The sequence below is a fragment of the Pseudomonas sp. B33.4 genome, assembly GCF_034555375.1.
Lineage (GTDB): Bacteria > Pseudomonadota > Gammaproteobacteria > Pseudomonadales > Pseudomonadaceae > Aquipseudomonas.
Window position 1 is genome coordinate 2981219 of record NZ_CP140706.1, and the last position, 25953, is coordinate 3007171.

A 25953-nucleotide genomic window follows, 5' to 3' on the forward strand; every position below is an offset into this window, starting at 1 on the left:
CAAAAGCTTTGGTCTGGAGCCTCATGCGCAACGTCGAGCAGCTGCACACAACATCATCCGACATCGCGGTTTACCTGACACTCGCGATGGTGACCATGGTTTGGGGCGGCACCTTTGTCGCTGGACGTTTTCTTGCCGGTAGTCTGAGTCCGGTGTTCGCCGCCAGCTTGCGCTTCTTGCTCGCCAGTGCGGCGTTGCTCGGCTTCCTGTGGCTGGCGCGCATCCCTTTGGCGCGGCCAACGCCACGGCAATGGCTGCACCTGGCGCTGCTGGGGTTCTTCGGGATCTTCTTCTACAACCTGTGTTTTTTTTACGGCCTGCAATACATCAACGCGTCGCGGGCTTCGTTGATTGTGGCGTTGAACCCGGCGGTGATTGGCCTTGTCTCGTGGTGGTTATTCAAAGAGCGTCTGGGAATAATTAAAACCGCTGGTATCGCGATCTGTATTGGCGGAGCTGGCCTGGTGATCGTCAGCCGAAATCCGCAATTGCTGGCCGCAACGCCGCAGGCATGGATCGGCGATGTGTTGATTCTCGGCTGTGTGCTGGGGTGGGGCGTTTATTCGCTGTTTTCCCGCGATCTGAATCGGACGTTAGGGCCGGTGCAGACCGTGACGTACTCGATCCTGATCGGCACCGTCATGTTGTGGGCTCTGGGGGCGGCGCGCGGCGAGCTGAGCTGGCAGGCGCTGAATAATCTGGGCGTGGCGCAATGGCTGAGCCTGCTGTACCTCGGCGTCCTGGGCTCGGCGCTGGCCTACATCGGCTATTACGACGGCATCCGTAAAATCGGCGCGACGCGCAGCGGGGTGTTTATCGCGCTTAATCCGTTGACGGCGGTCATCCTTGGCGCGCTGCTGCTGGGCGAGCAATTGACAGCGGCCATGTACCTCGGTGGCGCGCTGATCCTGACTGGCATTTACCTGTGCAACAAACCCCTTGCGCCGGTCGCAAAAAAGCGGATTTTATAGGGAGGGCAGACAAGCCTATTTACGCTGTGTAGAATCGGGTTACGCATACAATAATAATCGTCTTCTGGCAGCAGAAGCCTCGCCCGCAAGAGCCTTGGGTCGACAATGAAGATATTCGGGTTTCAACTGATCTACGGTGACTTCCTCGCCCGCAGTGTGCGTGGCATCTCCTGTGCGCCACCCACCGACCTCGCAGACTGACAAATAACCCTGGTTAATTTGATAAGAATGATGAGGCGTCACCATGACAGATTTATACGAAAACCCAATGGGCCTGATGGGCTTTGAATTCATCGAGCTCGCATCGCCGGTGCCGGGCACCCTGGAGCCGATCTTCGAGATCATGGGCTTCACCAAAGTCGCCACCCACCGCTCCAAGAACGTGCACCTGTACCGTCAGGGCGCGATCAATCTGATCCTCAACAACGAACCCAACAGCGTCGCTTCGTACTTTGCTGCCGAGCACGGCCCGTCGGTGTGCGGCATGGCGTTCCGCGTCAAGGATTCGCAAAAAGCCTACAACCGCGCACTGGAACTCGGCGCCCAGCCGATCCACATTGAAACCGGCCCGATGGAGCTGAACCTGCCGGCGATCAAGGGCATTGGCGGCGCGCCGCTGTACCTGATCGACCGTTTCGGCGAAGGCAGCTCGATCTACGACATCGACTTCGTGTTTATCGAAGGCGTTGATCGCAATCCGGTCGGTGCCGGCCTGAAGATCATCGACCACCTGACGCACAACGTGTATCGCGGTCGCATGGCCTACTGGGCGAACTTCTACGAGAAGCTGTTCAACTTCCGCGAGATCCGTTACTTCGATATCAAAGGCGAATACACCGGCCTGACCTCGAAAGCGATGACCGCACCGGACGGCATGATCCGCATCCCGCTGAACGAAGAATCGTCCAAGGGCGCGGGCCAGATCGAAGAGTTCCTGATGCAGTTCAACGGCGAGGGCATCCAGCACGTCGCGTTCCTCACTGACGACCTGATCAAGACCTGGGATCAACTGAAGAAGATCGGCATGCGCTTCATGACCGCGCCGCCGGACACCTACTATGAAATGCTCGAAGGTCGTCTGCCGAACCATGGCGAGCCGGTGGATCAGCTGCAATCGCGCGGCATCCTGCTCGATGGCGCCTCGGAGCAGGGCGACAAGCGTCTGTTGCTGCAGATCTTCTCGGAAACCCTGATGGGGCCGGTGTTCTTCGAGTTCATCCAGCGTAAAGGCGACGATGGTTTCGGCGAAGGCAACTTCAAGGCGCTGTTCGAGTCGATCGAGCGTGATCAGGTGCGTCGCGGTGTACTCGCAACCGAGTAATCCGCTACACCGCTAAACACTGTAGGAGTGAGCCTGCTCGCGATAGCGTTTTCAGATCCGGCAATGCTGGTGACTGAATGAACGCAATCGCGAGCAGGCTCACTCCTACATTTTTTTTGTTGGGCTTAGGGGCGGCGTTGGCGCATCAAGTGTTTGAAGCCTTCGAAGATCAACACAAGCACGGCCAGCCAGATCGGAATATACGTCAGCCATTCCCCGGACTTGATGCTCTCTCCAAGCAGCAACGCCACACCGAGCAGCAACACCGGCTCAACGTAACTCAACAAGCCAAACAAGCTGAACGGCAGCAAACGACTGGCAATGATGTACACCACCAGCGCCGACGCACTGATCAACCCCAGCAGCGGGATCAGCCACATCAGCCCCGGGTACTGGTCAAACACGCCAAAGCCTTGCTCGCCACCCTGCACGAACCAGTAGGCGACCGGCAGCATCAGCGTCATATCCACCCACAATCCGCCGAGATTGTCGGTCTTCAGGTATTTGCGCAGGACGAAGTACAGCGGATAGCCGACGACCACCACCAGTGTCGCCCAGGAAAACCCGCCAACCTGATACAGCTCGTTCAACACACCGAGGGTGGCGAAGAACACCGCCACTTTCTGCAGGTACGACAGGCTCTCGCCGTAGGCAATCCGCCCGGTCAGGACCATCGCCAGCGGCAGCAGGAAGTAGCCCAGCGACACATCGAGGCTGTAGCCGTTGAGCGGCGCCCACATGAACAGCCACAGCTGCACGCCGAGCAGGGCGGCCGAGATGATCAGGCCGGCGACCAGTTTTGGTTGTGCCACGACCATCCGAATCAGCTCCAGCACCCGCCGCCATTCCCCGGACACCAGCATGAACACGGTCATGCACGGTACGGTCAGCAGCATCCGCCAGCCGAAAATTTCCACGCCACTCAACGGTGTGAGCAACGAGGTGTAGTAATACATGACGGCAAACAGCACCGAAGCTGAAACCGATAGAGCGATACCTTTAGACAAGCTGTCCTCGCGGGTTGATGGTCAAACGGGGCGCGAAGGATACGTGGTTTTTGTGCTGAATATTGGCCGGTTGCTCAATATTTCCCACATCCACGCACCTACAAAAGCGTAGTCAGTGTGAGTGAATCTTCACTGCGCAACCTTCAACGGATTGCCGAAGCGCATGAGGTACATCTCGCCGAACTTGTAAGAGGCGTAATCGGTGATGTGCCCAATATCACGATAGACCGGCAAACCGTCGACGGTGGTCATGCACGCGGCGTCCTTGCACTGCACGATTTTCGGGTCAATGACGATCAAACCGGGGTACTCGGTCTTCAGGTCATTGAACAGCTGTTCGAGTACCGGCTCTTTTGCGCCTGACCATGGCGCCGTAGCGCAGAGGCTGCTTTGCTCGGCACTGCCCATCAAGCCGCGCAGCTTGACCTGTTGCAGCAGGCAAGTGTTGATCCCCGCAGGCATGGGCAGCGTGTTTTCCAGAAAAACCGGCGTAGCACCGGATTCGACAATGATATCCAGCGCCTTGCGGATGGCGACTCCGATGCGTTGTTGCGTCAGTTCCGGGCTGCGCGGGTCATCCAGTCTGGTGACGATGTCATCGTCGAGATAAGCCTCCCAGAACTGACCCACGATTACATACTTGAAATGCCGCTTCGCAATCATGTCGTAATAGCGTTGAGTGGCGTCGTGGCATTTTTTATACAGCCCGTTCGTGTATTTATTCACGTCGTAGATATAGATCCCGGGCAACGCGAGGCACGCCGGGTAGCCCTGTGTCAGTACTGCAAGATTGGCATCCCTGGCCAGTGTTTCGACAAAGCCCCAGTAGTGATTCGAAAACGAATCGCCCATCAGCAATATTTGTGGTGCGGCCTGCGCGGCACCCGCTATGCAGCCCGGATCGGCGCCATCACTGACACCAAGACATCCCTCCCGATTGGCCGGAACAGATGCTTTCAAGCCATTGAACACGTTGTTGTAGCCTTGGTTGAAGCGGTTCGGCCAGCCTTCCTGTCTGACGCTGGCCGCGTGGAGCAGCGACAGGCCGATTGCGGGCAGGATCATCAGCACGACCAGGGTTTTGGCAAAGTCGAGCCTGGCCTTTCGAAAGCGGTTTTCGATCAACACATAGCAGAGCCAGGCCATGACGAACGTGGAGGCGAAATAAACGATCGTCATCGGCGGGGTGAGCGCGATGCCCATGTAACTCATCACCGCCAGGATCGGCCAGTGCCACAAGTACAAGGAGTACGAGAGCGTGCCGATAAACACCAGGGGTTTGAACGCCAGCAGTTTCGACGTAATGCTCGCATCGCCGACCCCCTGAAACAGTAGGGCTGCCGTGGCGAGGCACACGGCAATCGCGTGGAATCGCGGAAAGCCCGGCAGGATATCTTCCAGGGTGGCGCAGAAGATGATCGTCGCCAGCGAAAGCGCGCAGACCAGCGTGGCGCCCAGGCGATTGAGCCTGAATGTGTCCGTGCTGAAGATCACCGCACAGGAGCCGATCATCAATTCGAAAATTCGCGCAGTGAAGAAGTAGTAGTTTTTGTCAGGAACCGAGTAAGACCAGTACAGCGCGAGCGCCATTGCCGCCAGGGTCAAGCCGAGTACCACCGCTTTGAACAGGCTTTTCGCCAGGTAGCGGTAGAGCAACCAGAGGCCCAGCGGCAGGGCCAGATACCACTGCCATTCGATGGCCAGTGACCAGGTGTGCAACAGCGGCAGGCTGGCCGCATCAGGTGTGGCATAGCCGGTTGTGACTTTGGAAAAGTACTGATTGGAGATGATTAGTGACGTGTACTTTTCGCTTTTCAGAAAGTCGACGTAGTCATCGGGCAGGTACAGCAGCGTTGTGACCATCAGGGTCACGACCAGCAACGCAAGCACCGCTGGCTGCAAGCGCCAGATTCGCCGCGTATAGAACCCCGAGAACGTGAACCTGCCGTTGTTCAGCGATTTCATGATGATCGCGGTGGTCAGATAACCCGAGATCACGAAGAAGATATCGACGCCAATAAACCCGGACGGGAAAAACGCCAGACCGCCGTGGAAAATCAACACCAGCAGCACCGCGATTGCGCGTAATCCGTCGATATCAGCACGGTATTTGATCGTTGGTTTGCGGTCACCGGCAGTCGCTGCCGGTGAAGGAGACTCGCGCCGCTGTTTATCGCCAAATATTTTAAACAGCAGCCCTCGCAAAGGCTTTCCGGCTACCTCAACGGGGCGATTGAGCATTTATTAATCCCTGACTGGTTCAGAACCAACAATCAATTCATTCCGTTTGATCGCGTTTGTTTCAATGAAAAACAGCCGAGTGTATCGGCTGTTGAAAGGACGGGGAATCTAAGCCTGATGTGGTTTACGCCCAGACACAAAATGACTGACATCGTTGAATCCCGGAGTCGACGCGTGACCCGGCGTGACCAGCGAATCGATAAACGCCTCATCCTGCGCTGTGATCTGCACAGCCTGCGCCTTGGTATAGGCATCCCACTGTTCTTCAGTTCGCGGCCCGACAATCGCCGACGTCACCGCACTGTTGTTCAACACCCAGGCAATCGCAAACTCGACCATGCCGACCCCGCGCTGCTCGGTGTACTGCTGAATCTCTTGAGCGATACGCAGCGACTCTACGCGCCACTCGGTTTCCAGAATGCGCTTGTCCTGACGTCCGGCGCGGCTGTTGGCGTCCGGTTTCACATCGGGTGCGTACTTGCCGCTGAGCACGCCCCGGGCCAGTGGACTGTAAGGCACTACGCCAAGGCCGTAGGTTTGTGCAGCAGTGATCTGCTCGGTCTCGGCCTGGCGGTTGACGATGTTGTACAACGGCTGACTGATCACCGGGCGATCAACGCCTAGTTTGTCGGCGACGCGAATCACCTCGGCAATCCGCCAGCCACGATAGTTGGACAGCCCCCAATAACGAATCTTGCCCTGACGAATAAGGTCGCCAATCGCCGACACGCTCACATCCAGTGGCGTGTTGTGGTCTTCGCGGTGCAGGTAGTAAATGTCGAGATAGTCCGTGCCGAGCCGGGTCAGGCTGGCATCGATGCCATTGAAGATATGTTTGCGGCTCAAGCCGCTACGATTCGGCACACCGTCCACCGGGCCGAAACCGACCTTGGTCGCCAGCACCCACTCATGCCGATGACGGGCAATCGCTTCACCGACGATCTCTTCGGAGCGACCGTTGGTGTAGACATCAGCGGTGTCGATGAAATTGATGCCCTGATCCCTGGCCTTGTCGATGATACGCAGCGAATCCTCAGCGCTGGTCTGCTCGCCAAACATCATCGTGCCGAGGGTGAGGGTGGACACCTGCAAGCCCGAGTGACCGAGTGTGCGATAGCTCATGCCGAAATCCTTTTGTCGGTGGGAAAGGGTTAATCAAATACCAGAAGCGTGCGATGCGGCAAAGTGAATTATTGGCTAAACACAGCCCTCACCCTAACCCTCTCCCGGAGGGAGAGGGTTAGGGTGAGGTGTTTGAGCGAGCAAAACCGACGTGCAATACCGAGTCGAACTCAAGTCTTGAAAAGCCCACAGATCGGCTCCCTTTCCCCCTCGCCCCCTTGGGGGAGAGGGCTGGGGTGAGGGGGAAAAGATCTCCAGAACACCACAAAAGCCCAGCCGAAACCCAAATAAAAAACGGCCCTGAAAAGGGCCGTTCTTCCATCCATCAAAACCTCAAGCGCGCAACGTCCGCGTCATACGCAACGCCAGCAAACTCCCACCGACAATCACCCCCGCGAGCAGATACAACGCCGCATCGGTCGAGCCGGTGCTGTCCTTGACCCAACCCACCAGATACGGGCTAAGGAAGCCAGCCATCTGCCCCATCGAGTTGATCAACGCCAGGCCACCGGCCGCAGCGCCCGCGCTCAACATCGCGGTCGGCACCGGCCAGAACATCGGCAGACCCGTCAACGCGCCCATGGTGGCAATGGTCAGACCCAGAATCGCAATCGCCGGGTTTGCCGCAAAGTTAACGGCAATCACCAGACCGATCGCGCCCATCAGCATTGGCACCACCAAATGCCAGCGGCGCTCTTTGCGCAAGTCCGCCGAACGCCCGACCACCAGCATGAATACCGCCGCCAGCAGATACGGAATCGCGCTCAGCCAGCCGATCACCAGGTTATCGCTGAAACCGAGGTTCTTGATGATCGACGGCAGCCAGAAGTTGATCGCGTACACGCCGCTCTGGATGCAGAAGTAGATCAGGCCAAACGCCCAGATTGCCGGGTTCTTGAACACCGCCAGCAGCGAGTCGGACGTAGTCTTCGGCTTGTTCGCCAGGTCTTCGGCCTGATCCGCTTCGAGCACTGCGCGTTCGTGTGGAGTCAGCCACTTGGCGTTGGCGAAGCTGTCGCTCAGGAGGAAATAGGCGAGGGCGCCGAGGATCACCGTCGGAATGCCTTGCAGCAGAAACATCCATTGCCAGCCGGCCAGACCGCCCTGGCCTGCCGCGAAGTGATTGAGAATCCAGCCAGAGAACGGGCTGCCAAGCAAACCGGACACCGGGATCGCCGACATGAACAGCGCCATGATCCGGCCACGGCGGAAGGTTGGGAACCACTGCGAAAGGTACAGCACGACGCCCGGGAAGAACCCTGCTTCGGCCGCACCGGTGAACAGGCGCAGGGTGTAGAACTCGGTCGGGGTGGTGACGAACAACAGGCAAGTCGACAGCGTGCCCCAGGTGATCATCATCACCGCAATCCAGCGCCGAGGGCCGAATTTGGTTAATGCCAGGTTGCTCGGCACGCCGCACAGCACGTAGCCGATGAAGAAGATACCGGCACCGAGGCCGTACACGGTTTCGCTGAATTTCAGTGCGTCGAGCATCTGCAGTTTGGCAAATCCAACGTTGACCCGGTCGAGGTAGTTGAACAAGTAGCAGATGAAAATGAAGGGGATCAAACGCAGGGTGATGCGTTTGTAGACGGCGTTTTTATCGTCATCGATGGTCTGGGTAGCTGCGGCGCTCTGCGACATAGCGGCTCTCTCTTTATTATGATTTTTTGCGATGCAAAGGGTAACGTTGATCGCCCCGAGAGTCTCGGTCACCTTTGGCCGGATTGTCTTTGTGCCTGAGCACAGGGTTTGCCGCCAGACCCTGTGCGGGTGAACAACCGCCAGCGCCATAAATCAAGGATTGCCGCCGTTATGTTCGAACTCGATCACGACCTCGCCCAGGACATCGTCGACCGGGCCATGGCCATTTTGCCTTACAACGTCAACGTCATGGACAGCCAGGGGCTGATCCTCGGCAGCGGCGAACCGGAACGCATCAACACCCGTCACGAAGGCGCGCAACTGGTGCTGGCCAATGGTCGCGTGGTCGAAATCGACGCGCAAACCGCTGTGCATCTCAAAGGCGTGCAACCGGGTATCAACCTGCCGCTGTTGCTCGACCAGCGCTTGATCGGAGTGCTCGGCATCACTGGCGAACCGGAGCAGTTGCGCACCTATGCCGAACTGGTGCGCATGACCGCCGAGATGCTCGTCGGCCAGCGCAATCAACAGGCTGAGCAGCAATGGCGGCGCCAGCGTTGCGATGATCTGCTGGCGTTGCTGTTGAGCGAGGCGGGGGACTCGCCGCGTCTGGTCGATGAAGCGCAGCAACTCGGGCTCAAACCGCAACTGACGCGGGTGCCGTATCTATTCGAACTGGGCCTTGAACACGGGCCGGGGCAAACCGTTGAGGCGCTGAGTGCCTGGCTGACCTCGCGTTATCCGGACAGTTGGTGCGCGAGTTCGGCGAAGTCGTCGCTGTTGTGGTGCCGGCCGGCGAGTCAAAACGTCGAGCATGATCGCCTGCTGGAAAAACTCGATGGTCTGGGCTGGAAGGTTCTGCGCATCGCCGTGGGCGGGCAAGCCGATGGACTGGCCGGGCTGCGCCGGTGTTATCGACGGGTCGGTGATTTGCTCGCCTATGGTCGCGAAGTGTTGCCGCACTCGCGTTTGCTGACGCTGAACCGCTATCGATTGCCGGTGATGTTGTGGCGGCATCGCAACGACGATGCGCTGGACGAATTGCTCAAACCGTTGCGCAAAGTGATCGCCAAGGACGCCAACGGCCAGTTGTTGGCGACGTTGCGCAGTTGGTGCGAGCACGATGGCCAGAGTCAGGCGTGCGCCGATGCGTTGGGGATTCATCGCAACAGCCTGCGCTATCGGATGGAGCGGATTGCCGAATTGAGTGGGGTTGATCCGTTAAGGCTGGACGGGATGTTGGCGCTGTATCTTGGGGTGCAGTTGCTGCCGCAGACTGATCCGGGTTGATTGGGCGCCTTCAAAGACGCCATCGCGAGCAGGCTCACTCCTACATTTGGAACGCATTCCCCTGTAGGAGTGAGCCTGCTCGCGATGGCGGCGGTACATTCACCGCAGAGCCTTTTGTGAAAATGAACAATAAACGCCCCCGCCACTTGTGCAGCGGACAGGCGTCAATGCGCAGGCCGACTGGCAGCATGAGGGGCATTGCCACCGGAGAATCAGCATGAAGATCGTCATCGCCCCCGACTCGTTCAAGGACAGCCTGAGTGCCCAAGGCGTCGCCGAAGCCATCGCCCTCGGCTTGGCGCAGGTCTGGCCGCAGGCCACGTTGGTCAAATGTCCAATGGCCGACGGCGGCGAAGGCACGGTCGAATCAATTCTCGCCGCGTGCGAAGGCGAACTGCGCCGCACCCGCGTGCGTGGGCCGTTGGGCGCGCCGGTCGACGCCGCGTGGGGCTGGCTGCCTCACAACCACACCGCGATCATCGAAATGGCCGAGGCCAGCGGTTTGCAATTGGTGCCGCTCGGCCAACGCGACGCCTGCATCAGCAGCACCTTCGGTACCGGCGAATTGATTCGTGCCGCGCTGGACGCCGGCGCGCAACGGGTGATTCTGGCCATTGGCGGTAGCGCGACCAACGATGGCGGCGCCGGCGCAATGCAGGCGCTGGGCGTGAAGTTGCTCGATGCACAACATCAGTCGCTGGTGCCCGGCGGCTTGGCATTGGCACAACTGGCAAAGTTGGACTTGAGCGAACTCGACCCACGTCTGGCGCAAGTGCGCTTCGATATCGCCGCTGACGTCAACAACCCGCTGTGCGGCCCGCACGGTGCCTCGGCGATTTTCGGTCCGCAAAAAGGTGCGTCACCGGCGCAGGTGCAGCAACTCGATCAGGCCTTGGGCCACTTCGCCGAACTCTGCGCGCAAGCGCTGGGCAAAGATGTTCGCGACGAACCTGGCAGTGGTGCGGCGGGTGGTTTGGGCTTTGCCGCCAAGGCTTTTCTCGGCGCGCAGTTTCAGGCCGGGGTTGAAGTGGTCGCCGAACTGGTCGGCCTCGCCGAAGCGGTCAAAGGTGCCGATCTGGTGATCACCGGCGAAGGGCGCTTCGATGCCCAGACCTTGCGCGGCAAGACGCCGTTCGGTGTCGCGCGGATTGCCAAACAGCACGCCGTGCCGGTGATCGTCATCGCCGGAACGTTGGGCGAGGGTTACCAGGAACTCTACGGTCACGGCATCGATGCAGCATTCGCCGTGACCAGCGGGCCGATGCCCTTGGAACAGGCCTGCGCCGAAGCACCGCGCCTGTTGCGTGAGCGCGCAACTGACATTGCCCGCGTCTGGCACATGGCCGCGAAATCCTGAGCAATTCCTGTAGGAGCTGCCGAAGGCTGCGATCTTTTGATTTTGCTTTTAAAAGCTCAGATCAAAAGATCGTCCGATCGCGGCCCGAGCCTTCGGCAGCTCCTACACAAAGAGATTAACGGTGTTTCATTGCTGTAACACCCTGAAAAATAGTTGCTCTTGACCCGCAATCTTCCTAAAGCCTGGCCGATACAGCTAACAGGCGCGCACATAACTTTCTAAAACAGTGACGCCGGACTGAGCCCGCCCCCCTCGGGCCAGTGATGACGCATGGACGCTCGTAGTTTCTATCTTTCGAGAGCTCAACTATGTCCCTGCGTAACCTCAATATCGCGCCCCGTGCCTTCCTCGGTTTTGCCTTTATCGCCTTGCTGGTGATCGTGCTCGGCGTGTTCGCCGTTAACCGCATGTCGATCATTCGTCAGGCGTCCGTCGAGATGGATTCGACGCAACTTCCCAGCGTGACCCAGCTCAGCGTGGTGACTGAAAACGTCCTGCGTCTGCGCATTCTGTCGTTCCGTGTGCTCGTCAACCGTGAAGCCGCCGGGTTGCAGGAAGCGCAGACCCGCATTGGCGTTCTGGTCGACAAGGTTCGCGCCGCGCAGGCCAGTTACGCCGCGCTGCCGGCCGGCCCGGAAGAGCGGGCGTTGTACCAGAGCTTCGCGACCACGCTGGACAACTACCTGCAAGCGCAGAACCAGATGATGGAGCTGTCGCGTCAGGACAAACTCGACGAAATGCGCACCCTGATCAATACGCGCATCAAGGACGGCACCGACCAGATGGGCGAGCAGCTCAACAAGCTGATCGCCATGAATGCTTCCGACGCGAAAACCGCGTCGATTCAGGCCGGCGAGTATTACGACAGCGCCATCACCGGCATCATTATCGTCGCTGTTTTTGCCGCCGTAGCGACCGTGCTACTGGCCTGGTTGCTGACCCGCAGCATCGTCACCCCGTTGAACCGCGCCGTGCAGGCTGCGCAAACCATCGCCAGCGGCAACCTGACCAAAACAATCGAAGTCGATGGCAAGGACGAACCGGCGCGCCTGCTCGAAGCACTGGCCGCGATGCAGAGCAACCTGCGCAAAACCATCGAACAGATCGCCGGTTCCGCCACGCAACTGGGCGCCGCCGCCGAAGAACTCAGCGCGGTGACCGAAGAAGCTTCCCGTGGCCTGCAGCAGCAGCACAACGAAATCGAACAAGCCGCCACGGCCGTCAACGAGATGACTGCTGCCGTTGAGGAAGTCGCGCGCAACGCCGTGTCGACCTCTGAAGCCTCAAACCAGTCGACCCACGCCGCCCGCGAAGGTCGCGATCAAGTGGTAAAAACCGTCGACGCGATCCAGACCATGACCCACGACGTGCAGAACACCGCGCAAATGATCGAAGGCCTGGCCGCACAGGGCCGTGACATCGGCAAAGTCCTCGACGTGATCCGCGCCATCGCCGAACAGACCAACCTGCTGGCGCTTAACGCCGCCATCGAAGCGGCACGCGCCGGTGAGGCCGGACGCGGCTTCGCCGTGGTCGCGGACGAGGTGCGCGCCTTGGCCCACCGCACCGCGCAGTCGACCCAGGAAATCGAAAAAATGGTCGCCGGCATCCAGAACGGCACCGGTGAAGCGGTTTCGTCGATGCAGCAAAGCAACCAGCGCACCCAGTCGACCCTGGAAATGGCCCGCGCCGCTGGCGTCGCGCTGGAGCAGATCACCCAGTCGATTCACCAGATCAACGAACGCAATCTGGTCATCGCCAGTGCTTCGGAAGAGCAGGCGCAGGTCTCGCGTGAAGTCGACCGCAACCTGGTCAACATCCGCGATCTGGCCACGCAATCGGCCGCCGGGGCTAACCAGACCAGCGCCGCGACCCATGAACTTTCGCGTCTGGCGGTGGATTTGAACGCGATGGTGGCGCGTTTCGTGATTTGAGATACGGTGAAGGCTGGAGACCGCGCAATCAGGAGACGTACATGCGCTATTCAGCCTTGACCCAACGAATCGCCGGCGAAGGAGCCGCCGCCTGGCAGATTCACGACCGAGCGCTGGAGTTGCGCGCCGAGGGTGTCGATATCCTGCTGCTGAGCGTGGGCGATCCGGATTTCGATACACCGCTGCCCATTGTCCACGGCGCGATCGACAGCTTGCTGGCCGGCGATACCCATTATTCCGAAGTGCGTGGTCGTTTGGCGTTACGCAAGCTGATTGCCGAGCGCCATCGTCGACACAGCGGGCAAGCGGTCGATGCCGACCATGTGATCGTCATGCCTGGCGCGCAATGCGCGGTGTATTCGGTGGCGCAATGTCTGCTGGATCCGGGCGATGAGGTGATCGTCGCCGAACCGATGTATGTCACCTACGAAGGCGTGTTTGGCGCTTGCGGGGCGACAGTGGTGCCGGTGCCGGTGCGCCCGGAAAACGGTTTTCGTGTCGATCCGGGCGATGTTGCTGCGCGCATCACACGGAAAACCCGCGCCATGCTGCTTAACAGTCCAAACAACCCCAGCGGCGCGAGCCTGTCACTGCTGATCTGGCAGGAACTGGCGGCGCTGTGCGTACGGCATGACTTGTGGCTGATCAGCGACGAGGTCTACAGCGAGCTGCTCTACGAAGGTCAGCACGTCAGTCCGGCGAGTTTGCCGGGTATGGCCGAACGCACGGCGACGATCAACAGCCTGTCGAAATCCCACGCCATGACCGGCTGGCGTATCGGCTGGATGATCGGGCCGAAATCGCTGGCCGAGCATTTGGTCAATTTGTCGTTGAGCATGTTGTTCGGGTTGCCGGATTTTGTGCAGAAAGCTGCGCAGATTGCGTTGGAAAGCGATTTGCCGGAAGTGACGCAGATGCGCGAGGAGTATCGCCTGCGTCGGGATCTGGTTTGCGAACGTCTAAACGGTTGTCCGGGGTTGTACCCGATTCGCCCGGACGGCGGCATGTTCGTGATGGTCGATGTGCGCCAGACCGGGCTCGGTGCCCAGGCATTTGCCGAGCAGTTACTGGAGGGCTATGGCGTGTCGGTGCTGGCCGGTGAAGCGTTCGGGCCGAGTGCGGCGGGGCATATTCGCATTGGTTTGGTGCTGGACCGGGTGAAACTGGCGGATGCCTGTGCGCGGATTGCCTTGTGTGCGGCGCAGCTTTTACAGGCGCGTAGTGCCTGATGGTTTTGTGTTGCCTGTCCCGGCCTCTTCGCGAGCAGGCTCGCTCCCACATTGGTTTTGTGAGCACTGAAGATCCAGTGTGGGAGCGAGCCTGCTCGCGAAGGCGGCATTACAGCCACCGATTAATTCAGCCCTGCCAGGCCGATGGATTCACCAGATTCGCCGGCTTCTCTCCCTTCAGCGCCGCCAACAGATTCTCCACCGCACAGCGCGCCATCGCCTCACGCGTCTCATGCGTCGCCGAACCCATATGCGGCGTCGCCACCACATTGTTCAGCTGCAACAGCGGCGAATCATGATTCAGCGGTTCACGCTCAAACACATCCAGCCCCGCCGCACGAATCCGCTGATGACGCAGCGCATCGATCATCGCCGCCTCATCGACTACTTTGCCCCGTGAGATATTGATGAAGATGCTTTCCGGGCGCATCAGCGCGAACTGCTCGGCGCCGATCAAGCCTTCGGTCTGCGCCGTCAACGGCAAGGTCAGGCAAATGAAATCGGCCTGCTTTAGCAGTTCTTCGAGGCTTTGGTATTGCGCATCGAATCGCGCCTCGACCGCCGGTTTGCGCGACTGGCTGTGATAGATCACGGGCATGCCGAAACCGAAATGCCCACGCTGCGCCAACGCTTCGCCGATGCGGCCCATACCGATAATCCCTAGCGTCTTGCCATGCACATCGGTGCCGAAATGCGCTGGGCCGATGTTGCGGCTCCATTGGCCGCTGCGCACCATTTTCGCCAGTTCGACCACACGCCGGGCAGCGGCGAGGATCAGCGCGAAACCGGTGTCAGCGGTGGTTTCGGTGAGTACGTCCGGGGTGTTGCTGAGCAGGATCTGGCGTTGGCTCAGGTAATCGATGTCGTAGTTGTCGACCCCCACCGAAACGCTGGCGATGGCTTCGAGTTGCGGCGCCAGATCGAGCAGCGCCGCGTCGAGTTTCAGGCTGGCGCCAAGCAAGCCGTGGGCACGGGGCAGGGCGTCGCGCAGTTGCATCAGACCGTCGGCGTCGAGGCTGTCGATCAGTGTCACCTCGCACTGTTCTTGCAAACGCGTCATCAGCGCGGGCGAAAGTTTCTTGTACAACACGACCTGTTTTTTCATGGCAAAAGTCTCTTCAGGAATGCGCCGGCACGGTACGCGTGGCGACGGCTTTGGCGACGACGCGATCACTGGCGCCGGGCTTGAGAAAAATCGTCAGCACCACTGATAGCAGCAACGCGCCACTCATCAGCAGATACGAAGCGCCGGGCGAACCGGTGGAGCTGTTCAAATAACCGACCAGATACGAGCCGCCGAACGAGCCGAGTGCTCCCATGCTGTTGATCAGCGCCATCGCGCCACCGGCAACGTTGGCCGGGAGAATTTCCGGGACGATGGCAAAAAACGGCCCGTAAGGTGCGTACATGCAGGCGCCGGCAATCACCAGCAATGTGTACGACCACCAGAAGTGCTCGGCGCCCAGTGCGTAAGAGCCGTAGAACGCAATGGACGCGATCAGCAGCGGTGGCCAGACGAAGCGTTTGCGCTTCTGCAACTTGTCCGAACCCCACGACACCGCGAGCATGCCGATCACCGCCGCCAGGTACGGCAGCGCCGACAGCCAACCGGCTTCGATCATGTCCATTTGCGCACCGGCCTTGAGAATCGACGGCAGCCACAGCACAAAGCCGTAAACGCCGATGCTCCAGCAAAAAAACTGCAGCGCCAGAATGATTACCTTCGGCGAACGGAACGCCTCGGCGTAGTTCTTAACCGCTTTGATGCCGACCTGTTCGGCGGCCAGTGCGCTTTCCAGATCCTGCTTCTCCTGAACACTCAGCCACTTGGCCTGGGCCGGACGATCGTCGGCCAGACGCCACCAGATAAACGCCCACAGCACCGCCGGCAAGCCTTCGATGATGAACATCCAGCGCCAGCTGAAATGCTGCACCAGATACCCTGAAACCACTGACATCCACAGCATCGTCACCGGGTTGCCGAGGATCAGAAACGTGTTCGCCCGCGAGCGTTCGGCGCGGGTGAACCAGTGGCACAGATACACCAGCATCGCCGGCATCACCGCGGCTTCGACCACGCCGAGCATGAAGCGGATGACGATCAGCCAATAGGCGTTGGAGACCACGCCGGTCAATGTAGCGAGGCCGCCCCAGAGAATCAGGCTGACAAAAATCAGCTTCTTCACACTGTGCTTTTGCGCGTAGATCGCGCCGGGTACCTGGAAGAAAAAGTAACCGAGAAAGAACAGCGCGCCGAGCAGTGATGACAGGCCCGGGGTGATCATCAGGTCGGCGGCCATGCCCGATGCGGCGGCGAAGCCGTAGTTGGCGCGATCGAGATACGCCAGGCTGTAGGTGATGAACACAATCGGCATGATGTACCACCAGCGGCGGGTGGCGAGGGTTGCGGTTTTCATGGGTGTTGCTCCTGAGCTTGTTGTTTTTGTCGCAGCAGGTTCAATGAATCGGTTGCCTGTCAGGGCCTCATCGCTGGCAAGCCAGCTCCCACAGGGATCTCGGGTATGTCAAAGATTGCATTGCCACCACCAACCCTTGTGGGAGCTGGCTTGCCAGCGATGGCGGCCTCAAATTCGCTGAAAAGTTCGGCCCGGGTCGGAAGGCCTTCCATATCCCCGCGACTCTGCACCGCCCGACTGCCAATCCAGTTCGCCCGCTGCACCGCCTCGGCAAAACTCTGCTGCTCCAGCAGGGCACTGATCATCCCCACCGCAAAACCATCACCGGCACCGACCGTATCGACGACATTGGCCACCGGCACGCCGGCGACGAATCCCGACGCCAGATGCGTGCGGTAATAAGCCCCCTCCGGCCCCAGCTTGATCGCCACAGCTTCGGCACCTTGATCGAGATAAAACGCCGCAATGTCCGCCGGGTCTTCGAAACCGGTGAGCAAGCGGCCTTCACTCAACCCCGGCAACACCCAATGCGCGAGGGCGGCGAGGCGGTTGATCTCGCGGATCATTTCGCCCTCGCTGGTCCACAGGCTCGGGCGCAGATTGGGGTCGAACGACACACTGCGCCCGGCATTGCGCATGCGCGTCATCAGTTCAAAGGACATCTCCCGCGCCGAGGCCGAGAGCGCCGGAGGAATGCCAGTCGCATGCAGATGACGGGCGCTCAACAGGCTGGCCGTGATCGACTGCGGCGACAGAAAACTGGCCGCCGAACCGCGACGGAAATACTCGACCTGCGGGTCGCTGCCATCGTCATTGCGCGATTTGAACTGAAAACCGGTCGGGTGCTGCTTATCGACGTCGACGTGGCTGCAATCCAGACCTTCCTTGATCAAGGTCTCGACCACAAAACGCCCGAGCGAATCGTTGCCGACCCGGCTCAGCCACGCGACATTGAAACCCAGACGCGACAGCCCGATCGCGACATTGCTGTCCGCGCCAGCAATGCGTTTGTGGAAGTGTTCGACCGCCGCCAGATCACCGGTCTGCTCGGCGACCAGCATCGCCATGGTTTCGCCGAACGAGAGAATATCGATCTCAGACATGAGCGGGCTCCAGACGGGATTGGCCGAGGCGGGCGAGGGCGGCGACATGCTCGGTGGTCAGTTGCACCAGGTCATCGCCCTGCAATGGGTATTCGGCCGCGCGCATAACGCCTTGGGCCATGTGCCGCAACAGTTGTTCCCACAGATGCAGGTCACTGACGGCCGGCGGTACCGCGACCAGTTTGCCGTCGGCGCGACGGGCCACGGCTTTGCAGTGCACATAGCCGACATGCCGGCCGAGCAAGCGCGCGGCGCTGGTGGCAGACTGGTCCTGCCACTGCCAGTTGCCGATGTCGAAGGTCATCCTGATCGGCAGGTTGTGCTGCTCGACGGCTGCGAAGAAACGCTGAAATGGCTCGATGCGCCCGCCGTGCAAGGTCTGGTCGTTTTCCACCAGCAACTGCACCGGGCTGTGTTTCAAGCGCTCGGCCAGGGCCTGCAGATCATTGTTGTCGGTGAAGTAGCCGAGGGAGACTTTCAGCCATTTCGAACCGAACGCTTCGGCCTGTAGCAGCGCTGTGATCAATTCGGGATTCGGTTGTGGCTGACCGGCCAGCCACAGTTCGGTGGGCGAGGAATAGATGCTGAGCAGGCCCTGCGCCTGGGTGGCCTGAGCCAATTGCGCAGGGTCTTCACGCGTCAGCAGCTCTTCGCGCCACTCAATGCGGTTGGCCCCGGCCGCAGCCAGAACATCGATGAAAGCATCCTGCCCGCGCTGGCGCACAAGCTCGGCGCCGTAGCTGGACAAACTGATGGAAACGGCGGGTTTATTCATTGTTATTGACCTCTGAAACCGGTTTCATTTTTGTTCAAAAAAATATCAGATGTTTCTGTTTTGTCCTTCCGGACGCCTTCGCGAGCAGGCTCGCTCCCACATTTGGAACGCGGTCACCTGTGGGAGCGAGCCTGCTCGCGAAGGCGTCAGATCAGACACCGCCAACCTTGCGGGTCGACCCACGCTCCACGAGCACCGGCGCAAAATCCATCACCCGCGCCACCTCATCATCCCCACGCAAGCGCTTGAGCAGACACTCAAACGCCCGCGCACCTATCTCTTGCGTCGGCTGGGCCAGCGCAGTAATCCCGCTACCCACCAACGGATACCAATCCAGATCATCCAGGGCAATCAGCCCGACATCCTCAAACAACCGGCAGCCAATCTGGCGCAACGCAGTCGTAGCGGCGAGCGCCGCCACACCGTTGGCGCAAAACAACGCTTTTGGCCCGACACCGGGCGTGTTTAAAAAGGTTTGCAGTTGCGCGCGCAGATCATCGCCGGTTTCCAGCACCGTCCCAGTCAGCGCCGAACGCTGGGCAATCTGTGCCTGAAAACTGCTGACTCGCTCGATCCGCGAACTGGTGCCGTCATACGGTTCAGTCACCAGCACCAGATCCCGATAACCGCGCTGCTCCAGATGCGTGATCGCCATCTCCACGGCTTGCGGGTTATTCAGCCCGACCATGTCGCTGTCGAGACCGTCGACCTTGCGATCCACCAGCACCAGCGGCATCTCGCGGCGCAGCTCGTGCAGTTCGTCAAGGTGATGGCCCAGCGTATTCACGATAAGCCCTTCGATATTGTACGAGCGCAATAGCGCAAGGTGCTGGCGTTCCTGCTCGTCATCGCGGTCGGTGTTGCACACCACCAGGCTGTAACCGTGCGCACGGCAGGCGGTTTCCACCCCGTGCATTACAGCAATCGAATAAGGATTGCGAATATCGGCCACCAGCATGCCGATCAGGCGCGTACGCCCGCGTTTCAGACCTCGGGCCATTTGGTTAGGGCGATAGCCGAGTTCGGCAATGGCTTGCTCGATGCGCAGGGCAATGGCATCGGAGAGCAGAGCGCGGTCATCGCCGATGAAGCGCGAGACGCTGGCCTTGGACACGCCGGCGCGCTCGGCGACGTCGAGCATGGTCACGCGGCTGCGCTGGGCGGTTAAGAAGTCGTTCATTAATGAACCTTGTTGTTATAGAAATGCGCTGAAACCGGTTTCAGGAGATCCGATTTGCAGGAAAGTCGTCAAGCGATTTTATTTGCAGATAGGGCGATATTCCGACCGGCGGTCGAAATACCTGTCAGATATGACAGTAGGCAAGAAGTCTGACAAGACGTTTAATCGGACCGAGGCTTTTCATCAATTCCAATAGGCATCAAGGGGCTTTGACGTATGTCTAACCGAGGGCCGCAAAACTTTAATCCACCGAGAGTCATCGGTGTAGAAGATGCCGATATTGACCCGGACGGATATATCCCGCTGGATTTGTTACTGGCAGGAATCGACGTGGTCATTCCCCTGTGGCCCAGTTACGCAACGCTGCCTGATGATAGGGATATTTTAACGGTTTACTTTGATCAGCCAGGGCAGCCGCTGGTCAAGATCGAAAATACCTACACAGCAGCGGACATCCAGCCAGAATTTATTATTCCTATCGATGCGAGCTTTCTGAAGGTTAACGGCGTTGGTCAGTTGCGCTATGAGGTTTTGGATACTGCGGATCAACTCTCACGGTCAGATCCTCGCAATCTAACAATTGATCACACCCCCATTCCACGTGATCTCGATGAGCCGGATTGCCCCGATAAAGATTTCCATGGATATCTGAACTGCCACACAGATCCGCCTATATGGGAGGGCGTTAGAGTGTCTGTTCCTCCCTTGTCGGGATTCAAGGTTGGAGATCGAGTTGAGTTGCTTTGGCGAGGTTATCCAAGTTTGAACGGAAGTGATGTGGAGTACGTGAGGGCTCGTAAGAAAAGTATCCGTTCTCCACTGAGCGAGAATGATATAAAAGACGGATACTCGCTGGTGATCGAGCCTTATGACGTTCATATAAAACCCATGGTGAAGAATGCTTCAGCGGTCGTTCAGTATCGAATTTTTCGTGGCCGGAGACTTGTTGGGGTCTCCAAAGTCACAGTGGTTAAAATCGATCGAATAGTTGTTGGCGAGGAACTTCCATGCGGGCCGTAAAGTATGGAATGGCAGTGGTCAGTAATAAGCGCGTGATAACCAAGTGACTAGGAAATTTTCCTGATATGCAAACGTATGGAGAGAATCATGAACGCTATCGTTAAAAGGGCACAGCTGTCCAGGCTGGCGGCGCTGAAAGCAAGGTCCACCGTGCATAACGCTATTGATGATGATCCGCCACCAGCTGTTACATTCCCTGCGCAAACACTACTTCCTGATTTGCGCATCCCGATTGCTTCTCTTAACGGTGATTTGGAATATGTGGTACCAAAGCCGGCAGCTGAGCACGACGAAGATTCATTTATACCACAGATTCGAGTAGCAGGTACGACGTGGCTGGACGTTGTTGATCCAGCCGATCCAGACTATCCGTATATTATTCCCGGTGAGATCGATGATCGAGACTGGACGGTGCCTTACAAGATTCGACGCAGCTTGCTTAGAGAGGAACTTACGCCCGAAGCGCCGACCCGATGGGAGTTTCGATATATTTTCTTTTCTGGCGGTATTAATGATGTCGCATCCATTACCACTACCTTCGCCATCGATCTTACACCGCCCTACAAAGTAAAAAATCCGCCCTCCGACAGAACCCCCGGAGCGCCTACATGGCCTGCCGATTTAGGGCCGAATGTTCCCATTGATGATGCCTACCTCGAGGGCAAAACCCATATCATCGTCAAGCCCGCGATTCCCGCAAATTACGAGGCAACTGACGTTTACAGATTTTTCTTCGGGCCCGCGCCGGATCCCGGCCGCGATACTCCCGTGTTTAATGATGTACTGTCGCCGGCTCGGGAAGCTGCAATTGAAGTCAAAGTGTTTGTCGATGCCGCTGATGGTTCCAATCAGCTTATCTATGTGTCCAAAGATCTGCCGGGAAATGAAGGGCGCCGATCAAACTTCAGTCAGCGCACCGTTCAACATGCCAAGGATCCCGATCCCGATACGGTGGTACCACCGATTGTCACGCTGGCAAATGGTACCGATGGCGACAACTTGGTCGATCTTGCAGACACTCAGTTTGATCCTCAAGGTGTGGAGTTCAAGGTCAAAGTCCCCACTCCCAATGCTCCAACGGATACGATTGCCGGCTTCTGGGGGGGCGAACAGGCAGGCCCCGAACAGCGCGTGGGTACCAAGACCGAACTGACGTTTTACGCACCCTATGATCTGGTCAAACGGGTGTACGGCGATACCGATGGCATAGTTAAAACCAATGTTAGTTTCAATATGTTTCGTGGTACCCGTCCGTTGGCTGACTCAAACGTTGAAATCGATGTTGATATTTCATATATCGGTCCGGATCCAATAACCATTGGTCTGGACGCGCCAACGCTGAAGACAACGGCGGGTACTGACAACGCAATCGAGGAGGGTGATTACGGAGATGACGCCATTACTGCGACTATCAAACTTTTTGCTGCCCCCCCGACAGAAGAAGGTTGGCTGATCGATCTGTTTTATGACGACATCCAGATTGGCGACCCCATTGCGTTAACAACAGGTCAAGAGGGCACCGACATAACTCGTGTTATTCCGTGGTCTGTTATTCAACAGCAGGAAAGTGGGCCCAACAAGGTTCTACGGTATACCCTCTACACTCCGGGCTCGAACAACCCAACTCCGTCGTCACCGAGGGGTATCCGGGTCGAGCCATTCCCGATTGAAATGGCTGCGCCGATAATTTTGGGCCTGGCGGGGTCGGTAAGAAGGATTGGATGCTCCACCTTGAACTTCCCTACGGAGACTATCCCAAATGATGGCACCGAGAGACGAAATCTGCTCGTTCGTGTGATGCCCAATACGTATACGGTCGATGGTGAAACCATTACTTTGAAGTATCAGGCATTTGAACAGGCGGACCCGACGAAACCTATTCCCGATACTGATGCAACGGTGACTTACCCAATCTCGGGGACATTTCCAGCCGATGGTGTGATTATCAATATTGGTGATTACGAGGAAGATTTCAAGCCGGCTCATATGCAAATTGGCACGGTGACTTATTCCATTTCCCGCGGGGGAAGTTCCGGTACTCCGACACCGGACTCGCTGCCTGCTGTGAACACACTGGATCTGGATGACAGTCAAGGTCGTTTTTGTGAGGAGTTTATTCCCGTTCCATGATGGGTGATTGTGGGGGGCGCGATCGCAAAGTTTGTGACCGCCTCCCCCGGTTACTGACATCTGGTATTCAATCTTCTAGCCCAAAAGAGTTTTCGCCAACTAACTGAGGATAAGTCCTACATAAATTTATGAGTCTTCTCTATAGCCTTACGCCCCTCCACGAATGGCTACGACTGCCATTTCACCAGTCAGACAGCAGGTATTCACTATGCGGGGTAAGTTATTGTCGGGTCCAGGCCGTACGCGGCGTTACATAGTTTTGAGCCCTTCGTTGTTGGCAATTTTGAGTGCCTGCGCAAGCGCGGCACCGGTCGTGGGCCGCGAGGAAACGGTAAACGGCGGCACGCCGGAACGATGGGACCTTTCCCAGAACGCCACGCTGACGGTCAACGGCGCGCAAACGCTGGTCATCAACTCTGAAAATTCCACATTGATTGTGAATCCTGGCAGCACAACGCAACAGATATCGGCTCGCGAAGGGTCAACGGTCAATCTGAGCGGTGCGACCGTTTCAGCTACCGGGGGCTTGGCGGCGGTCTTTTTAAGTAGCTCGCAAGCGACGATCGACAGCAGTTCTATTAGCGGAAATCGTGTAGGACTCCAAGTGGTTCGCGATGCCAATACACAGGACGGCTCCCGTGTTTCTGTCACCAATGGCACGAAGATCACTGGTGTGACCGGGGGAGCGTTGGTCAGTGCCTTCAGCGTCCTGAACCTCAGCGATTCCGACCTTCTCGGGACCGGAGCCAGCAGCTACGGACTTCGGCTGAATAGCGGTCAAGCGACGGCCCGAAACAGCTCTATCATTGGTGGTCGGGAAGGCGTCGTCATCGATTCCGATCTCAACCAGGTTCAACCGGCGACGTTGAATCTTGAGAACACTACAGTGCAAGGCAAAACCGGCGCTGCCATTCTGGTCGACTTGGCTAACACCACGGATTCCACAGCGGCCATTACGTTGACCAACTCGCGCTTGCTCGCTGGCAACGGCACCTTACTGGATGTCCGAGGTGGGGCGGATGCTTCGCTGGTAGTCAACGACAGTACGCTCAATGGTGACATCGTCACGGAGCAGGGCAGCACCACAAACTTGACTCTGCAAAACAACTCGAAGCTGACGGGCCAACTGCAAAATGTGGCCAGCGCCACGATCAATGACAGTTCCCAGTGGGTACTGACGGGTAATAGCAGTATCGACCAGTTGAGCCTGAACAACGGTGGCTCGGTGGTCTTCGGGGCTACCGACGCCTTTTATCAACTCAACGTAACGTCCTTGTCTGGCAATGGCCGTTTTGTGATGGGCACCAACTTCACCACGGGTGAAACGGACGTGTTGAATATCACGGGCACCGCCCAAGGGACACACGAACTGCTGATTGCCAGCAGTGGTCTTGATCCTGCTAGCGGACAACCTGTCCGCGTGGTGCAAACCGCAGGCGGCGACGCTCGGTTTTTCATGAGCCGTGATGTCGATTTGGGGACGTATTCCTATGGTCTGGCGAAAAGTGGCAACGACTGGATACTCGATCCCACTACGCGGACCATCAGTCCTGGGGCTCGCTCTGTGCTCGCTCTGTTCAACACGGCCTCAACGGTATGGCTGGGCGAATTGACTTCATTGCGCACGCGTATGGGCGAATTGCGCTTCAATGGTGGTCAATCCGGCGCGTGGGGGCGTACTTACACCAACAAGTACAACATCGCCGATGGCTCGGGTGTCGGCTATCAGCAACGCCAGAGCGGGTTTACTTTAGGGGCGGATGCGCCGCTGCCGGTGGGTGACGGGCAGTGGCTGGTCGGGGTGATGGCGGGTCAGAGTCAATCCGACCTCGATCTTGACGCAGGCACCTCCGGGAGCGTGGACAGCTACTATGTGGGTGGCTATGTGACCTGGCTGGATGCGCAAACCGGTTATTACTTTGACGGAGTATTGAAGGCCAACCGCTTCAATAATGATGCCAAGGTAGGGCTGAGTGATGGAACGCGGGCCAAGGGTGATTACGACAATTCCGGGGTCGGTGGTTCGGTGGAAATCGGTAAACACATCAGTCTTGCTGACGGAAACTTCCTGGAGCCCTACACGCAATGGTCTGCAGTGGTCATTGAGGGCAAGGATTATTCCTTGAGTAATGACCTGCAGGCAGAAGGTGATCGAACTCGTTCATTTATCGGTAAAGTGGGTGTCACTGCCGGTCGAAATATCGAACTGGATCAGGGGCGGACTGTACAGCCTTATATTCGACTTGCCTGGGCACATGAGTTTGCAAAGAACAATGAAGCCCAAGTGAATAACAATGTGTTCAACAATGACCTGTCCGGCTCTCGTGGGGAACTGGGTGCTGGCGTCGCTGTAGCGATAGCCAGAAGTTTCAGCGTGCATGCCGATTTCGAGTACAGCAACGGCCGGTACTTTGAGCAGCCCTTGGGTGCCAACATCGGGATTCGCTATATTTGGTGAACGAGGCAATAAAAAAGGAAGCGAAAGCTTCCTTTTTTTTGTTTGCCGGCATTATGGTTATGCGGCGATCGACCGATATCCCCGCAATTTCACGATGTCTCCCTTTGCTGAAAATCTGACATCCAAGGTTAGTTCTTTCTCCTCATCGTCGTCTCGATTCTCCACCACGACGCTGTTCAAGTTCCCGGAAAGAGTAGCTGAGTCAGGATCATAAGCGATGATGGCTGTCCCCGAACGCTGAGTGTAAGTCACAGGCTTGGCTGGATCGCTGTTGTCGACAAATGTCAGGCGAACCTCATGGGATGTCGGTGTGAGTTCGTAGCTGTCATTCGGCAGGTTTTTGGAGAAGGACAGGGTGATTTCTTTGGTCGTGAAGTCCGTTTTACGTTGACGGGCAAACATTACGTAGGCCTTACCATGCGGCAGCGGGAAGGTTTGCTCGGAGAGCTCAACCAGGCTTGCTTTAAACTGTTCTACGGTGTTGATTGTCCCTACACACTCACCTGTGCCGATCGCATTTCTACGTTTGAGAATTTTATTGATCATTTTTGCGGTCTCCATGTCATGACGAGATATCCCGTTATCAGGAAACTTTCGGGATGAGCTATCAGAACGCTAATGAGGCCAACTGTAAACTGTCAGACTTGACAGTTTACAGTTGGCAGGAAGTGTGATTTCCGAATTGGGTTATTGGCGAAGGTTAGTTCTTCATGGGGAAAGTGTTTAAAACGGTTCAGGCTCCCGATCATCAGGT

General features: G+C 57.9%; 19 protein-coding genes. 9 read left to right on the plus strand and 10 right to left on the minus strand.

Translation table 11 applies throughout. The annotated features are described in order from the left end of the window. Nucleotides 1-23: 23 nt before the first annotated feature. Together U6037_RS13185 and hppD are read left to right on the plus strand one after the other, a co-directional pair. Nucleotides 24-971, plus strand: coding sequence for a DMT family transporter (locus U6037_RS13185; protein ID WP_322847061.1), 948 nt, complete (start codon nt 24-26; stop codon nt 969-971). Nucleotides 972-1215: 244 nt separating this feature from the next. After that, nucleotides 1216-2292 carry a 4-hydroxyphenylpyruvate dioxygenase gene (gene hppD / locus U6037_RS13190; RefSeq protein WP_016984437.1) on the plus strand — a complete coding sequence of 359 codons (1077 nt, stop codon included), beginning with the start codon at nt 1216-1218 and terminating at the stop codon, nt 2290-2292. Nucleotides 2293-2417: 125 nt separating this feature from the next. Here hppD and rarD read toward each other — a convergent pair whose 3' ends face one another. The 4 genes from rarD to U6037_RS13210 all read right to left on the minus strand — a co-directional run bounded on the left by rarD (nt 2418) and on the right by U6037_RS13210 (nt 8306). Next, nucleotides 2418-3299 carry an EamA family transporter RarD gene (gene rarD, locus U6037_RS13195; protein WP_322847062.1) on the minus strand — a complete coding sequence of 294 codons (882 nt, stop codon included), beginning with the start codon at nt 3297-3299 and terminating at the stop codon, nt 2418-2420. Between the two features lie 129 nt (nt 3300-3428). Beyond that, the gene (locus U6037_RS13200; protein WP_322847063.1) at nt 3429-5540 is read right to left on the minus strand and encodes an acyltransferase family protein; all 2112 of its coding nucleotides are present in this window, start codon (nt 5538-5540) and stop codon (nt 3429-3431) included. A 108-nt stretch (nt 5541-5648) separates the two neighbouring features. Then, nucleotides 5649-6662, minus strand: a complete 1014-nt coding sequence (locus U6037_RS13205) for an aldo/keto reductase (RefSeq protein ID WP_322847064.1) — start codon at nt 6660-6662, stop codon at nt 5649-5651. A gap of 333 nt (nt 6663-6995) precedes the next feature. Continuing rightward, nucleotides 6996-8306 (minus strand): MFS transporter, encoded by a 1311-nt coding sequence (locus U6037_RS13210; protein ID WP_322847065.1) that lies wholly within the window; start codon nt 8304-8306, stop codon nt 6996-6998. 171 nt (nt 8307-8477) lie between these two features. Between U6037_RS13210 and U6037_RS13215 the strand changes: the two genes are divergently transcribed. The 4 genes from U6037_RS13215 (at nt 8478) to U6037_RS13230 (ending at nt 14116) form a co-directional block, all read left to right on the plus strand. Then, the gene (locus U6037_RS13215) at nt 8478-9596 is read left to right on the plus strand and encodes a sugar diacid recognition domain-containing protein (protein ID WP_322847066.1); all 1119 of its coding nucleotides are present in this window, start codon (nt 8478-8480) and stop codon (nt 9594-9596) included. Between the two features lie 217 nt (nt 9597-9813). Then, nucleotides 9814-10953 carry a glycerate kinase gene (locus U6037_RS13220; protein ID WP_322847067.1) on the plus strand — a complete coding sequence of 380 codons (1140 nt, stop codon included), beginning with the start codon at nt 9814-9816 and terminating at the stop codon, nt 10951-10953. 308 nt (nt 10954-11261) lie between these two features. Next, entirely contained in the window at nt 11262-12887 is a 1626-nt protein-coding gene (locus U6037_RS13225) for a methyl-accepting chemotaxis protein (protein WP_322847068.1), read from the plus strand. A 41-nt stretch (nt 12888-12928) separates the two neighbouring features. Next, on the plus strand, nt 12929-14116 hold the full coding sequence (locus tag U6037_RS13230; protein ID WP_322847069.1) for a pyridoxal phosphate-dependent aminotransferase: 1188 nt from the start codon (nt 12929-12931) through the stop codon (nt 14114-14116). Between the two features lie 127 nt (nt 14117-14243). Here the strand turns inward: U6037_RS13230 and U6037_RS13235 are convergent, their stop codons facing one another. From U6037_RS13235 to U6037_RS13255, 5 genes are all read right to left on the minus strand, one after another. Next, nucleotides 14244-15221: a D-glycerate dehydrogenase gene (locus tag U6037_RS13235; RefSeq protein ID WP_322847070.1), complete on the minus strand. Its 978-nt coding sequence runs from the start codon at nt 15219-15221 to the stop codon at nt 14244-14246. Between the two features lie 13 nt (nt 15222-15234). Then, entirely contained in the window at nt 15235-16533 is a 1299-nt protein-coding gene (locus tag U6037_RS13240; RefSeq protein ID WP_322847071.1) for an MFS transporter, read from the minus strand. Nucleotides 16534-16592: 59 nt separating this feature from the next. Then, nucleotides 16593-17636, minus strand: a complete 1044-nt coding sequence (locus tag U6037_RS13245; RefSeq protein ID WP_322847072.1) for a sugar kinase — start codon at nt 17634-17636, stop codon at nt 16593-16595. Continuing rightward, the gene (locus U6037_RS13250; RefSeq protein ID WP_322847073.1) at nt 17629-18411 is read right to left on the minus strand and encodes an AP endonuclease; all 783 of its coding nucleotides are present in this window, start codon (nt 18409-18411) and stop codon (nt 17629-17631) included. The genes U6037_RS13245 and U6037_RS13250 overlap by 8 nt, the downstream gene beginning before the upstream one ends. A 151-nt stretch (nt 18412-18562) precedes the next feature. After that, nucleotides 18563-19591, minus strand: coding sequence for a LacI family DNA-binding transcriptional regulator (locus U6037_RS13255; protein ID WP_322847074.1), 1029 nt, complete (start codon nt 19589-19591; stop codon nt 18563-18565). 216 nt (nt 19592-19807) lie between these two features. On the opposite strand from U6037_RS13255, the gene U6037_RS13260 reads away from it, so the two are divergent. The 3 genes from U6037_RS13260 to U6037_RS13270 all read left to right on the plus strand — a co-directional run bounded on the left by U6037_RS13260 (nt 19808) and on the right by U6037_RS13270 (nt 25199). Beyond that, nucleotides 19808-20611, plus strand: coding sequence for a hypothetical protein (locus tag U6037_RS13260; protein WP_322847075.1), 804 nt, complete (start codon nt 19808-19810; stop codon nt 20609-20611). Nucleotides 20612-20698: 87 nt separating this feature from the next. Then, nucleotides 20699-22741 (plus strand): hypothetical protein, encoded by a 2043-nt coding sequence (locus tag U6037_RS13265; RefSeq protein WP_322847076.1) that lies wholly within the window; start codon nt 20699-20701, stop codon nt 22739-22741. Nucleotides 22742-22949: 208 nt separating this feature from the next. Continuing rightward, a complete protein-coding gene (locus U6037_RS13270) occupies nt 22950-25199 on the plus strand; it encodes an autotransporter outer membrane beta-barrel domain-containing protein (RefSeq protein ID WP_416221712.1) in 2250 nt (749 codons plus the stop codon). 57 nt (nt 25200-25256) lie between these two features. Here U6037_RS13270 and U6037_RS13275 read toward each other — a convergent pair whose 3' ends face one another. Then, on the minus strand, nt 25257-25745 hold the full coding sequence (locus tag U6037_RS13275; protein WP_322847078.1) for a hypothetical protein: 489 nt from the start codon (nt 25743-25745) through the stop codon (nt 25257-25259). Nucleotides 25746-25953 lie beyond the last annotated feature (208 nt).